This is a genomic window from Mesorhizobium sp. M0491, assembly GCF_040321265.1.
Taxonomy (GTDB): Bacteria; Pseudomonadota; Alphaproteobacteria; order Rhizobiales; family Rhizobiaceae; genus Mesorhizobium.
Genome location: NZ_JAMYRE010000002.1, coordinates 365,316 through 379,344, shown reverse-complemented (window position 1 = coordinate 379,344; position 14,029 = coordinate 365,316). Strand labels below are relative to the sequence as shown.

The 14,029-nt window shown below is 64.4% G+C and carries 10 protein-coding genes; 1 reads left to right on the top strand and 9 read right to left on the bottom strand.

All coding sequences use genetic code 11. The annotated features are described in order from the left end of the window. Positions 1–10: 10 nt before the first annotated feature. The 5 genes from NKI69_RS03810 to NKI69_RS03790 are packed head-to-tail and all read right to left on the bottom strand — an operon-like array spanning position 11 to position 7,595. Positions 11–2,461, bottom strand: a complete 2,451-nt coding sequence (locus NKI69_RS03810; protein WP_023812348.1) for a GcvT family protein — start codon at positions 2,459–2,461, stop codon at positions 11–13. Next, on the bottom strand, positions 2,458–3,639 hold the full coding sequence (locus tag NKI69_RS03805) for a pyridoxal phosphate-dependent aminotransferase (protein WP_023812347.1): 1,182 nt from the start codon (positions 3,637–3,639) through the stop codon (positions 2,458–2,460). Before NKI69_RS03805 ends, NKI69_RS03810 begins: the two co-directional genes overlap by 4 nt. Beyond that, positions 3,632–4,537: a homocysteine S-methyltransferase family protein gene (locus NKI69_RS03800; RefSeq protein ID WP_023812346.1), complete on the bottom strand. Its 906-nt coding sequence runs from the start codon at positions 4,535–4,537 to the stop codon at positions 3,632–3,634. Before NKI69_RS03800 ends, NKI69_RS03805 begins: the two co-directional genes overlap by 8 nt. Beyond that, positions 4,534–6,987, bottom strand: a complete 2,454-nt coding sequence (locus NKI69_RS03795; RefSeq protein WP_023812345.1) for a GcvT family protein — start codon at positions 6,985–6,987, stop codon at positions 4,534–4,536. The genes NKI69_RS03800 and NKI69_RS03795 overlap by 4 nt, the downstream gene beginning before the upstream one ends. A 20-nt stretch (positions 6,988–7,007) precedes the next feature. After that, the gene (locus tag NKI69_RS03790) at positions 7,008–7,595 is read right to left on the bottom strand and encodes a helix-turn-helix domain-containing protein (protein ID WP_502895354.1); all 588 of its coding nucleotides are present in this window, start codon (positions 7,593–7,595) and stop codon (positions 7,008–7,010) included. Between the two features lie 180 nt (positions 7,596–7,775). On the opposite strand from NKI69_RS03790, the gene NKI69_RS03785 reads away from it, so the two are divergent. After that, a complete protein-coding gene (locus tag NKI69_RS03785; protein ID WP_023812343.1) occupies positions 7,776–8,480 on the top strand; it encodes a nitroreductase in 705 nt (234 codons plus the stop codon). 11 nt (positions 8,481–8,491) lie between these two features. On the opposite strand, the gene NKI69_RS03780 is transcribed toward NKI69_RS03785, so the two are convergent. The 4 genes from NKI69_RS03780 to NKI69_RS03765 form a co-directional block, all read right to left on the bottom strand. Continuing rightward, positions 8,492–9,934 carry an MFS transporter gene (locus NKI69_RS03780; RefSeq protein WP_023812342.1) on the bottom strand — a complete coding sequence of 481 codons (1,443 nt, stop codon included), beginning with the start codon at positions 9,932–9,934 and terminating at the stop codon, positions 8,492–8,494. A 168-nt stretch (positions 9,935–10,102) separates the two neighbouring features. Next, entirely contained in the window at positions 10,103–10,705 is a 603-nt protein-coding gene (locus NKI69_RS03775; protein WP_023812340.1) for a sarcosine oxidase subunit gamma, read from the bottom strand. After that, positions 10,698–13,706: a sarcosine oxidase subunit alpha gene (locus NKI69_RS03770; RefSeq protein WP_352720087.1), complete on the bottom strand. Its 3,009-nt coding sequence runs from the start codon at positions 13,704–13,706 to the stop codon at positions 10,698–10,700. The genes NKI69_RS03775 and NKI69_RS03770 overlap by 8 nt, the downstream gene beginning before the upstream one ends. Further along, a complete protein-coding gene (locus NKI69_RS03765; protein ID WP_023812338.1) occupies positions 13,703–14,017 on the bottom strand; it encodes a sarcosine oxidase subunit delta in 315 nt (104 codons plus the stop codon). The genes NKI69_RS03770 and NKI69_RS03765 overlap by 4 nt, the downstream gene beginning before the upstream one ends. Positions 14,018–14,029 lie beyond the last annotated feature (12 nt).

Sequence of the window (14,029 nt, the reverse complement as noted above, 5' to 3'; positions counted from 1 at the left end):
GTAAGAGGCGCTACATCTTCACCCGCTCGGCCTTCGGATCATACATCGGCTTCAGCGAGGCTTCCGCCGCAAAGCGCTCGCCGGCGATCTCGATTTCGTAGGATGAAGCCAGCACATCCGCTTCGCTCTCGCCCTCGGATGGCACATAGCCTAGCCCGACCGCGCCGCCGAGATGATGGCCGTAATTGCCTGAAGTGATCGGGCCGACGATCTTGCCGTCGCGCAGGATCGCTTCGTTGTGGAAGAGCAGGGGCTCTGGATCCTTCAGGCGGAACTGGACGAGCCGGCGTGACAGGCCGGCTTCCTTCTTGCGCAGCACGGCATCGCGGCCGATGAAGTCGCCCTTGGCGGTCTTCACCGCGAAGCCAAGGCCGGCTTCCAGCACATTGTCTTCATCGGTGATGTCGTGGCCGAAATGCCTGAAGGCCTTTTCGATGCGGCAGGAATCCAGCGTGTGCAGGCCGCAGAGCTTCAGGCCGCCTTCGGCGCCGGCCTCATCGATCGCCTCGAAGACATGAGCCGCCTGGTCGGTCGAGACATAGAGTTCCCAGCCGAGTTCGCCGACATAGGTGACGCGGTGGGCGCGGGCCAGGCCCATGCCGATCTCGATTTCCTGGAACGTGCCGAACGGATTTTTATCATTGGAAAAATCGTTGGGGCTGACCTTCTGGATCAGCTTTCTTGCGTCCGGGCCCATCAGGCAGAGCACGCTTTCGGCCGCCGTCACGTCGGTGACGACGACGAACTCGTCGGCGACGTGCTTGCGCAGCCAAGCCAGGTCGCGCTGCAGCGTGGCGCCGGGGACGACGAGGAAGAAAGCCGTTTCCGACAGCCGCGAAACCGTCAGGTCGCTCTCGATGCCGCCGCGCTGGTTGAGCATCTGGGTGTAGACGATCTTGCCCGGCGCGACGTCCATGTCGTTGGCGCACAGTCTTTGCAGGAAAGCGCTGGCGTCGCGGCCCTCGACACGGATTTTGCCGAAGGAGGTCATGTCGAACAGGCCGACGCCATTCCTGACCGCGAGGTGTTCTTCCCGCTGGTTGTCGAACCAGTTCTGGCGCTTCCAGGAATAGCGGTATTCGCGCTCCTGGCCCTCGCGAGCGAACCAGTTGGCGCGCTCCCAGCCGGCGACTTCGCCGAACACGGCGCCGCGCACCTTCAGATGCTCGTGCAGCGGCGAACGCCTGACATTCCTCGAGGTCGCCATCTGCCGATAAGGGAAATGGTCGGCATAGAGCAGGCCGAGCGTTTCGGAGACGCGTTCCTTGAGATAGCGCCGGTTCTTCTGGAACGGCTGGGCGCGGCGGATGTCGACTTCCCACAGGTCGAACGGGGCTTCGCCGTCATTGATCCACTGCGCCAGCGCCATGCCGGCGCCGCCGGAGGAGACGATGCCGATCGAGTTGTAGCCGGTCGCCATCCAGTAGCCGGACAGCTCCGGCGCCTCGCCGAGATAGTAGCGGTCGTCGGGCGTAAAACTCTCAGGACCGTTGAAGAAGGTGTGGATGCCGGCGGTTGCCAGCATCGGCATGCGGTTGACGCCCATTTCGAGGATCGGCTCGAAATGCTCCATGTCCTCCGGCAACTGGTCGAAGCAGAAATCCTCGCGGATGCCGTCCATGCCCCAGGGTTTTGCCACCGGCTCGAAGGCGCCCAGCATCATCTTGCCGGCGTCCTCCTTGTAGTAGGCGCACTCGTCCGGCACCCGCAGCACCGGCAGACGGGTGAGGCCGGGGATCGGTTCGGTGACGAGGTAAAAATGCTCGCAGGCATGCAGCGGGATGGTGACGCCGTTCTGCGCTCCCAGTTCGCGCGCCCACATGCCGGCGCAGTTGACGACGATGTCGGCTTCGATCGTGCCTTGGTCTTCGCCCTGTGCCCAGGACACGCCGCTGACGCGGCCGGCCTTGGTATGGACCTTGGTGACCTTCACATTCTCGACGATGGTGGCGCCGCGCTGGCGCGCGCCCTTGGCCAGCGCCATGGCGATGTTGGCGGGGTCGCACTGGCCGTCGAGCGGCAGATGAACGGCGCCGACGACATCGGAAACATTGAGATGCGGGTACATCTCGCTGACTTCCCTGGGCGAAATCTCGCGCACGTCGACATCGAAGGCACGCGCCAGCGACGCTTGCCTGTAGATCTCGTGCTTGCGCTCCTCGGTCAGCGCCACGGTGATCGAACCGACCTGGCGCATGCCGGTGCCGACCTCCGTCTCGGCCTCCAGCTTGACGTAGAGGTCGGCGGAATATTTCGCCAGCCGGGTCATGTTCTGCGAACCGCGCAACTGGCCGATCAGGCCGGCGGCGTGCCATGTCGTGCCCGACGTCAGCTGTTTGCGTTCGAGAAGCACGATATCGGTCCAGCCGAGCTTGGCCAGGTGATAGGCGACCGAACAGCCGGAAACGCCGCCGCCGATGATGACCGCTTTTGCTTTGGCGGGAACTGCCTTGGCGGTCATGCTGCCTCGCGACGGTAGCTGGAAGCAAAGCGGCGCAGACGACGTGCAGCTTCCCGCAGCACGGGTTCGGGCTGGCAGAGGCTGATGCGAATGTGGCCGGCGGCCGCCTCGCCGAAGCTGGAGCCGGGCATCACGCCAACCTTTTCGTTGTCGAGCAGGGCCCAGGCGAATTTCTCGTCGTCCGGTTCGACGGCCGAGATGTCGAGCATGACATACATGCCGCCCTCCGAACCGCGCACGGTGACATCGTTCATGCCGCGCACGGCATCGAGCAAGACGGTGCGGCGTGCCGCGTAACGTTCGGCGATCTCCTTGACGCCGTAACGGTTCTCCAGCGCCTCGGAACAAGCGATCGAGATGAAGGCCGGCAGGCCGTAGGTCGTCACCAGATTGAGATTGATCATGAGTGTGATCATCTCCTCCGGCCCATTCAGCCAGCCCATGCGCCAGCCGGTCATGCCGTGGCTCTTCGACATCGAATTGATGACCAGCGTGCGCTCGGCCATACCTGGCAGCGAGCGCGGCGAGACGTGCTCGCCGCCGCCGAGCGTCCAGTAGACTTCGTCCGACAGCAGCCAGAGGTCGTGCTCCCGGCAGACTTCTGCCAACTGCTCCAGCCGCTCGCGCGAATAGACAGCACCTGTCGGATTGTTCGGCGTGTTGATCAGGATGGCGCGCGTGTTCGGCCGGATTGCCGCGCGGATCATGTCGGCACGCGGCTGGAAGCCATCCTCGGCCGGTGTCTCAACGACGGTGAAATCAGCGCCTGCGGCGCTGAACGTGTTGGGATAGGTGGCATAATAGGGCGCCACGACGATGGCGTGATCGCCCTGGTCGAGCACGCCCTGCACGGCGGCGTAGAGTGCGGCCTGGCCACCCGGTGTGGCGATCACCTGATCCGGCGACGTCTCGACGCCGGTGCAGGCGGTCGAGGCCGCCGCCATCGCCCTGCGCAGGCGCGGCAAGCCGGGAAGCGGGGTGTAGTGATGATTGCTGCCGCGAACCGCGGTCACACAGGCTTCGATCGTCTGCGAGGGCGTGTCGAAATCATGGTCGCCAACCGACAGCATGATGATGTCTTCGCCGGCCTCCTTGCGCGTCCAGGCGGCGAAATGGACTTCCCAGCCGTCCTTGCCCGAAGGCACGATGCCGGAAATACGCGATGATGGTCTAGGCATGCAAAACTCCCGAAATTTCGTAGCCGGCCTGTTCGAGCCGGTCGCGCAGGGCGGCGATGTGCGGCGGTCCGACTTCGCAGCAGCCGCCAACGATGCTTGCCCCAGCCTCGACCCAGCCGATCGCCTGGTCGGCATAGGCATCCGGGCCAAGGTCGTGACGGGCGTGCAGCACATCGACGGTGCCGCCGTGCTTGAGTGCTTCGGTTGAAGTGAAGCCATTGGCGTAGGCGCCGACCGGGCCGCCGAGGTCGATCAGTTCAGGCAAAGCCGCGGCGATTGCTTCCGGCCGGCAGCAATTGACCAGCCGCGCGGCGACTGCCAGGCCATCGAGCGCGCCTGCCGCGGCGGCTATTGTCTCGCCGCTGCGCAGCCGTGGCTTGCCGTGGTCGGCCAGCGTCCACGACACCCATACCGGCTTGCCGCTTTCCGATGCCGCGGTGACCGCCGCGCGGGCTTCGTCCGCCGACGCCATGGTTTCACACAGGAACAGGTCGACGCCATCGGCCTGCTCGGCAACGATGCGGCGGTAAATATCGAGCGTGTCCTCGAAGGAAATGGTCAGTGCCGGTGCATAGCTGCCGAAAAGCGGCGACAGGCAGCCGGCGATGGCTGCATCGCCGGCCTCGTCGCGGGCCTGCCTGGCCAATTCGATGCCGCGCTTCTGCAATGGCTTGAAGAGGTCTTCCGCGCCCTCGCGCGCCAGGCGTTCGGGTGTCGCAGAATAGGTGTTGATGGTGATGACACGTGCGCCGGCACGGATGAATTCCGCGTGCAGGTCGCGCACCAAATCGGGTTCGTCGATCAGCACCCTGGCCGACCAAAGCGGTGTCGGCTCGGATTTGCTGCGGCGGACCAGTTCCTGGCCCATCCCGCCATCGGTGAGGATGATTTTCTTCATGCGCGCAGCCTTTCGTTCTTCGGATCCCACAGCGGTTCATCCTTCTGCACGATCGCCTGAAAGCGGTCACCGAAGATTTCGACCTCGACTGATGTACCTGGTTCGGCCAGGTCGGCGCGCAGCATGCCGAGTGCGATCGACTTGTCGATGCGATGACCCCAGCCGCCCGACGTCGTCTCGCCGACGATCTTGCCGTCATGCCAGAGTGTAGAAACTGACGGAGCGTCGCAATCGCCGGGGTTTTCCACCACCAGCGTGACGAAGCGCTTCTTCACGCCTTGCTGCTTTTCGTTCTGGAGTGCCGCCTTGCCGCGGAAGTCGGGCTTGTCCCATTTGACGAAGCGCTCCAACCCGCCCTGCAGGATCGAATAGTCGGTCGACAGGTCGCCCTTCCAGGTGCGGTAGCCTTTTTCGAGCCTGAGCGAATCCAGCGCATACATGCCGAACGGCTTCAGCCCATGCTGTTGTCCCGCCGCGCAGATGGCATCGAAGATGGCGGCGGTGTCGTCGATCCTGGTGTGGATTTCCCAGCCGAGTTCGCCGGCGAAGGAGACGCGCACGAGCTTGGCCCAGCGGCCGGCGATCTTCGTTTCCTGATGCGTCAGCCACGGCAAAGCGAGGTCGGCTTCGCAGACATCGGCGAGGATTTTTCGCGAGTTGGGGCCGGCCAGGATCTGGGTGGAAAATTCCTCGGTCCGGTCGATCAGCTTGAACGGGGCGTCCTTGGGCAGGCGCGATTTCAGCCATTCGAAATCATGCCATTGGGCGACCGCCGCGGTGATCAACGTCATCACGTTCTCGTCGTGGCGCACGACGGACATTTCGGTGACGATGCGGCCCTTGTCGTCGGCAAAATAGACGAGACCGATGCGGCCGGGTTTTGGCACCAGCCCGGTGACCTGCAGGCTCAGCCATTCGGCAGCGCCCGGACCCTCGAGGTTGAAGCGCGAGAAACCCGGCAGGTCCAAAATGCCGGCGGCATCGCGCACCGCCAGGCATTCATCGCGCACGCGATGATGCCACGGTCCGTCGCGGCGGAAGGTCAGCGTCGCTTCCTCTGAAATATCATCGCCCTCTTGCGCATACCAGGTGGCGCGCTCCCAGCCATTATAGGCGTCGAAGCGGCCGCCGAGCGCCTTGATGCGATCGTGGATCGGCGACAGCTTGCGGTCGCGGCCTTCCGGCCAGGCATGGCGCGGGAACTGGATGGCGTATTCGTTGCCGTAGATCTCCATGCCCTTGGCGACGCAATAGTCCGGCGCCGCGGCAAAGGAGGTGAAGCGGCGCGGGTCGCATGACCACATGTCCCATTCGGTCTGGCCCTCTGTCACCCATTCGGCCAGCACCTTGCCGGCACCGCCGCCCTGGGCGATGCCGAAGGTGAAGACGCAGGCCTCGAAGGCATTGGGAACGCCGGGCATCGGGCCGATCAGCGGATTGCCGTCCGGCGTGTAGGGGATCGGGCCATTGATGACCTTGGACAGGCCGGCGGTGCCCAGGATCGGCACGCGGGCGACGGCGTCGGCCAGATAATGTTCGAGCCGGTCGAGATCGTCGGGGAACAGCTGGAAGGAAAAATCCTCCGGCATCGGGTCGTTGTGGGTGGCCCAATGCGCGCGGCAATTGCGCTCATAGGGGCCGAGATTCATGCCGTTCTTCTCCTGGCGAAGATAGTAGGAGGTGTCGACGTCGCGCAGCAGCGGCAGTTTCTTCCCCTGTTCCTTCGACCATGCCGCCAGTTCGGGAATCTCCTCGAACAAAATGTACTGATGGCTCATCACCATCATCGGCACGTCGCGGCCGAACATCCGGCCGACTTCGGCGGCGCGGTAGCCGGCGGCATTGACGACGATCTCGCAGCGGATCTCACCTTGTGCCGTCTCGACCACCCATTCGTCGTTCTCACGGCGCACGCCTGTGACCGGGCAGAAGCGGATGATCTTCGCGCCCATGTCGCGCGCACCCTTGGCCAGCGCCTGGGTGAGCTGCGCCGGATCGATGTCGCCGTCGCTCGGGTCGTAGAGCGCGCCTTTCAGGTCATGCGTCTCGATGAAGGGATAGCGACGCTGGATCTCGTCGACACCGACAATGTCGATGTCCATGCCCTGGTAGAGGCCCATGCCCTTGGCGCGCTGAAATTCCTGCATGCGCTCTTTCGTGTGGGCAAGGCGCAGCGAGCCGGTGACGTGATAGTTCATGGGATAGTCGACCGCGTCGGCCAGCCCGCGATAAAGCTCGGTCGAATAGCGCTGCATGTTCATCAGCGACCAGGACGAGGAGAAAGTCGGCACGTTGCCAGCGGCATGCCAGGTCGAGCCCGAAGTCAGCTCGTTCTTTTCCAAGAGCACGCAGTCGGTCCAGCCCGCCTTGGCGAGATGGTAGAGCGAGGAGGTGCCGACGGCACCGCCTCCGATGATCACCACGCGCGCCGTGCTCGGCAAACCCGCCATGTTCTTCTCCAAACTTGAACTCAATAGACGGGTGGTGAAACCACCCAGATGACAATTGCCGGCTCGGCACCCGGATTGCGCCAGCGGTAGGGCTTGCCTTCGAAGCGAAAGGAGTCGCCCTCGCCAAGCCGATGCCAGACACCTCCGATCTCGATGTCGAACAGTCCGGACGCGACGTATCCGGCTTCCTCGGTCGGCCGCTGCGCCTCGGCCTTCAGTTCCGCGCCCGGCGCGAAGACCGAACGCACCATCTCGAAGCTACCGCCGAGATCGGGCGACAGAAGCTCCTCCACCAGGCCGGATTCGCTTGTGCCAAGCGTGCGGCGCCTGCCGGCACGCACGACCACGCCGCGCTCGCTTTCGACAGGCACGTCATGGCTGAAGAACAGGCTGATCGGCACGCCGAACAGTTCGGCGAAGGCTCGGAGGTCACCGAGCGATGGAATCGACAGGCCGCGCTCGACCTGGCTGACCCAGCCGACCGAACGGCCAAGCTTCAGGCCGATCTCGGCGAGCGTCAGCCCGCGCGCCTTGCGCAGGGCCCTGATATCGCCGGCCAGCACGCGTTCGTCAGGTCCCTGCAATGTTCTTGCGGTAGTCGAAGGCAAAACGCTCTCTTCATGAAAAAATACCGTCAAATTTCATGAGAAATCAAGCTCATGAAAAAATCAAGTAGATTTTCACGGATGCACAAGATTTGCTTGCGCGATTTTGACGGTTCATGCAAAGGCTCCGCCGAGAGCGGCGAGTGGGGACGTCCGATCGAGACAAAGGGTAAGGGACGGCCCATGCTGGAAAATAACCCCCGAATCGCGGGCGATGCCGAGATTGTCGACGAGGCGATCCTGTCGCGCCGTTCGGTGCGCGCATTCCTGCCCGACATGGTCGACGACGACACCATCCGCGCCATTCTGGCGGTTGCGGCGCGCGCCCCATCCGGCACCAACATGCAGCCATGGAAAGTCTATGTCACCAAGGGCGAGAGCAAGCAGCGGATATCAGACGCCATTCTCAATTCCGGCATTCGCGCCGAAAAAGCCGATTGGGACGAGTACCGGTATTATCCCACCCAGTTCTTCGAGCCGTATCTGACCCGCCGCCGCGCCAACGGTTTCGGCCTCTATGGCGCGCTCGGCATTGGTCGCCGCGAGGTCGACAAGATGCGCGCCCAGCACGACCGCAACTTCGTCTTCTTCGACGCTCCGGTCGGCATGATCTTCACCATCGACCGCCGCCTCAACCAGGGCTCGTGGATCGACTACGGCATGTTCCTGCAGAACATCATGGTCGCAGCTAGAGGCAGGGGTCTGCACACCTGTCCGCAGGCGGCCTTCGCGCCCTATCACCGGCAGATCAGGCCGGTGCTCGACATTCCGGACGAAGAGATCGTCGTCTGCGGCATGGCGGTTGGTTACGAAGATACGTCAAAGCCTGAAAACGCCTTCCGCACCGACCGCGTGCCGCTGGAAGAGTGGGTGACGTTCAGCGAGTAAGCCAGCCAGCTTCATTCCGTGTTCATCTGTGCGCCGTGGCCGCTGACATGGACGCCGTCTTGCGGCGTCAGCTTGAGGTAGGCAAGCAGCGCGCAGAGCGTGATGACGCCCTCGATCACGAACAGGATGCGAAAGTCGTCGGCGACGGCAGGGCCGCCGCCCGCCAGAAACGACAGTGCCGCGGCGGCCAGGCCAACGCTGATCGCCACTGCCAGCTGCCATAATATGTAATAGAGCGCGCTGAAACGGGCGAGCTGCTCGGGCGCGATGTCGGAATAGGCGAGGTTGCCGGTCGAGGCCCATTGCGCGGAGCGGAAGACGCCGAAGACGAAGATGTAGGTGAGCACGATCCATACCGGCGTCGTCGCCTGCATCAGCGCGAAGCCGGCAACCAGGGCGGCGACGATGGGCGTGTTGTAGACCAGCACGCGGCGAAAGCCGAAACGGTTGAGGACACGCGGCATGAAGAACCGCATGGCCACGGAGCCGACCGCGGCGACGAAGGTCAGCGATCCCGCCTGAACCGCGCTCATGCCGAAGCCGAGCTGGAACATCAGCGGCAGCAGGAAGACGACGGAGCTGAGGCCGATCGTGTCCAGCCCGCCACCGGTGAGGAACGAAATGCGGAAGGTACGGATGCGCAACAGCTTGAGATCGAGCAGCGGATTGCGCACGCGCAGGCAGTAGAACGAGGCGATGGTCAGGATAACGAGCGCCAGCGCCAGTTCGGCGGCGATGATGCCGCCCGCGGCATCCTTGGCGGCAAGCGAATCCATGCCGAAGACCAGCAGGACCATGCCGCTGCCGACCAGCAGGAAGCCCGGAAAATCGAACGGCGTGCGCACCGGCTTGGTCATCGTCGGAAACAGCGAGGCGGCAAGAATTGCCGCAGCCAGCGCGAACGGCACGTTGATGAAGAAGATCCAGCGCCAGGAAATGTAGGTGGTCAGCGCGCCGCCGACGAGCGGACCGACCAACGGTCCGGACTGGCCGGCCAGCGAGATGTACATGTTGATCTTCAGCGTTCGGCTGCGCGGAAAGGTCGACAGGATGACGACCTGGCCGAGCGTGCCCATCAAGGCGCCGCCAAAGCCTTGCAGCGCGCGGGCGCCGACCAGCGTCCAGATGTTGTCGGACAGCCCGCAGAGCGCCGACGAGGCGGCGAACACCAGCAAGGCAAAGCAGTAGACGTTGCGCAGTCCGAAGCGGTCGGCGGCCCAGCCGCCAAGCGGCATCGAGATGATCAGGCTGGCGACATAGACGGTAATCAAGAGGCCGAGCTGGCTGGGCGGACGCCCGAGGCTTTCGCTGATGCCCGGCAGCGCGGTCACCACGACATTCTGGTCGAGGCTGGTCATGAACACGCCGCAGGCGACCGTTAGCGGCAGCAGGAGCAAGGCTCTGGCCGGCACATCGGCGCAATCCGTGGCGCCGGCGGATAGTTCTGCGGTCATGGAGATGTTCGAACCAAACGAATGTGCCGACTCTGAGACGGGATTTACCCCTTGGACCGGCCTGGCGGTCATGTTTCCAACCATGAGCGCCCGAGGCGCGATTCTCTAGCGGCAGAACCGGCTGGCGTTGATGCCAGAAGTGACGCGGCGCCCTGGCCGACAGGGCGCCTACTGCACCTCGTAGCCGACTTCCTCGCTGGCATGGCAGAGCGCCTTCCAGAACGAGCGTGCGAATGAGCGGAAGACATAGATGTCGAACTGGTCGGCGCCGGTGCGCTGGATCTGGGCGAAGATGTCGTGATGGGTGGTCGAGCGGCCGGCGCCGATGGGAAAGGCCGGCAGCGAAAAGTCGATGGCGAAGAATTTCGCCAGCACCCATTCAGCCTTAGGCCCGGCAATGCGGATGGCGGTGCGGCCATGTGAAAGATCGGTCACGGTGCCGATGGCCGGCGTTACCACTTTGGCAAAGGCGGGGGCCAACCCTTCGGCCTCGTCGGCGATAGTGAACTTTCCCGGCGCGAAGCCGAACACCGATTTCACGCCGTCGCTCAAGCCGCCGCCTGCGCCATCGGGCAGAGCAAGCCCGGTGACGGTGCGGATGGCTGCTATCAGCTTCTTCTCCTCGCCGGGCCACGCTGCCAGCTGCACGATCGAGCCAGGCCGCGTCTCGGTCAGGATGATCTCGACGCCATGCTCGAAATTGCCGTGTGAGCCGACGTGAAATTCCGGTTCGAGTGGCGACAAGGGTTCGGGTGACTGGCGCTCAACCATGCATGCGGCTCCCGTCCGGATCGAAGAAGTGGTTGGAGACGATCTCGACCGGTCCAAAGCGGTTGCGCAAGGGATCGGAGACATGGGCGCGCGTGCCCTGCCGTGCCTTGCCGCCCTTGACCAGCGCCAGCGCGATATGCTTGCCGAGCGCCGGCGAATAGCAGCAGGCGGTGATATGGCCGATGGAGTCGTGCGGATTGGCTTCGTCAACCTCCTCGACGATGTGGGCGCCACCGTTGAGTGGCCGGTTATCGAGGGCGATCAGGCCGACCAGTTCAAGGCGGTCCGATGCGATCAAGCCTTCGCGGTCCATCATCGCCGAGCCGATGAAAGGCTTCTTCTTCGACAGCATCCAGTCGAGATGCAGGTCGCGTGCCGTGGTGCGGCCGTCGATCTCGGCGCCGGTGACATGGCCCTTTTCGATGCGCATGGTGCCCAGTGCCTCGAGCCCATAGGTGGCCAGCCCGAACGGCTTGCCGGCTTCAATAAGCGCTTCCCAGACATGGGTGCCGTGGCCGGCGCCGGAATAGACTTCGAAGGCCATTTCACCGGAGAAGGACAGCCGGCAAATCATCACCGGCACGCCTGCTATATCGCCACGCACGATGCCCATGAAGGGCAAGGCGGCGTTGTCGACCGACGTGCCGGTGACACAGGCGGCGAGGATCTGCCTGGCCTTCGGCCCGCCGATCGCGGCACCCGCCCATTCGTCGGTCACCGAGGTCACGTGGACTTTCAGCTCCGGCCAGATCACGTCGAGGAAATACTCCAGATGCTGCATCACCTTGCCGGCATTGGCCGTGGTGGTGGTCATCAGGAAATCCTGATCGCCGAGCCGCCAAGTGGTGCCGTCGTCGAAGGCTAGGCCGTCCTCGCGCAGCATCAGCCCGTAGCGTGCCTTGCCGGCGGCGAGCGTCGAAAACATGTTGGTGTAGACGCGGTCGAGGAATGCGGCGGCGTCAGGGCCTTGCACGGCAATCTTGCCCAGCGTCGAGACATCGACGATCCCTGCGCTTTCGCGCGTCGCCTTGGCTTCGCGCACATAGGCCTGCTCGACCGTCTCGCCGGCATGACCGTAGATCATCGGCCGGTACCAGAGGCCGGCGGAATACATCGTCGCGCCACTGGCCAGATGCCAGTCATGCATCGGAGTCAGCCGCTCGGGCTTCAGGTCGCCAAAACGCTCGGCCGCCAGCGAGCCGATCGACACCGGTGCAAAGGGCGGCCGGAAGCGCGTCGTGCCGACCTCGGGGATCGGCTTGCCCAGCGCTTCGGCCATGATTGCGAGGCCAGGCACGTTGGAACTCTTGCCCTGGTCGGTCGCCATGCCGAGCGTGGTGTAGCGTTTCAGATGCTCGACCGAGACGAAGCCCTCGCGGTGGGCCAGCCGCACGTCCTCAGCCGTGACGTCGTGCTGGAAATCGACAAAGCTCTTGCCCTTGGCCCTGATCTCGAACACCGGGGCGGGATCGGGATCGCCGGGCACTGCTTCGACGGTCGGCAGCATGGACGGTGTGCTCTGCCCGCCGGCGGCGGCGAGGCCGGCGGCGCGGCCTTCGGCGATGGCTTCGGTGGTGGAAAAACTGCCGGTGAAGGCACCGGCGCCGATCCATTGCTGTGGGGGCCACTTTTGTGTCGGCTTCGGCGGCAGAAAGGCTTGCCGGGCGGCGTTCCATTCCGCCTTGGCACCGGCCTGGCTGGCCAGATGGACGGTCGGCGACCAGCCGCCCGACATCAGCAGGCAATCGGCATGGATGCTGCGTGCATCACCGATGAGCGTGCCGTTGGTCATGTCGAAGCGCTGCAGTTTGAGGCCGGACAGCGCCTTGCCGCCTTCGGTGGCGACGACGGCATGGCCAGCGAAGATCTCGGCCTCGGCTTCCGCGGCCAGCTTGCGCATCTCCGGCGAAAGTTCCGGCCTGACATCGGCGATGGCGACGACCGCGGCACCGGCCTTCTTCAAGGCGACCGCCGCCCGATAGGCGCTGTCATTGTTGGTGAACAGTGCGATCCGCTCGCCCGGCAGCACGCCGAATTCGTTGGCGTAGCGCTCGGCGGCATGCGCCAGCATCACACCGGGCCTGTCATTGCCGGGGAAGACCAGCGGCCGCTCGAACGCACCAGTGGCCAGGACCACGGATTTGGCGCGGATCGCCCAATAGCGATGGCGCGGCTCGCCCTTGCCTGGCTGATCCTTATGGTCGCTGACCCGTTCGAGCGCGGCAAGCGTGTTGTTGTCGTAGTAACCCCAGACCGTGGTGCGCGGCAAAAGGCGGACATTGTCTCGGCCTTCGAGCTGGGCGACCGTGCGACGGGCCCAATCGGCGGCAGGCGCGCCGTCGATCGTTTCATCGGACCAGTTGGCCGAACCGCCGAAACGCGGCTCGAGATCGGCCAGCATGACGCGGGCGCCCTGATCGGCGGCAGCCTTGGCGGCCATCAGGCCGGCGGGGCCGGAGCCGACCACCAGCACGTCGCAAAAGGCGTTCATGCGTTCGTAGCGGGCCGGGTCCTTTGCCGATCCGGCGCTGCCGAGGCCGGCGGCGCGACGGATGAAGTGTTCGCAGAACATCCAGAAGCGCGTGCCTTTGAGCGGACCGAACACCGGTCCCATGAAGGTCTTGTAGTAGAACCCGGCCGACAGGATCTTGCCGCCGAGCTGGTTGACGGCGTTGATGTCCCAGGCAAGCGAGGGAAAGCGGTTCTGGCTGATGGCAACCAGGCCGTCATGGATCTCGACCATGGTCGCTGGGATGTTGGGTTCACGAACCTCGCCCTTCAGCACCGTCACCAGCGCGTTGGGTTCCTCGACGCCGGCTGTGAGCAGGCCGCGCGGGCGGTGGTATTTGAACGAACGTCCGTAAAGCGTGACGCCCTTGGCCAGCAGGGCTGACGCCAGCGTGTCGCCGGCATGGCCGGTGTAGGCCGCGCCATCGAAGGTGAAGCGGATGGTTTTCAGCCGGTCGATGCGGCCGCCGGTGTCGGTGCGGCGCGGGCTCATGACTTGTCCTCCGCCTTGCGGCGCGCGGCGGAGCCATGATCGCCGCGCCCTTGATGATCACCGCGCACAAAAGCAACGCTGGAAATCTCATGCGTCAGCGTGTTGCGCACGACGCGCAGATGCGTGCGGCAACCGCCGGAATGCTGCCAGATCTCGTTGTGATCCCCGGCCGGGTTCAGCCTGTCATAGACATAGGCGTTCCACGCCTCGAAATTCTGCGAGGCGGGGTCGGGGCGCTCACGGTTGCCGTCACCCTGATAGGTGAACTCGATGACGTCGCGCGGGCCGCAATAGGGGCAAGTGATCAACATTGAACTCTACCT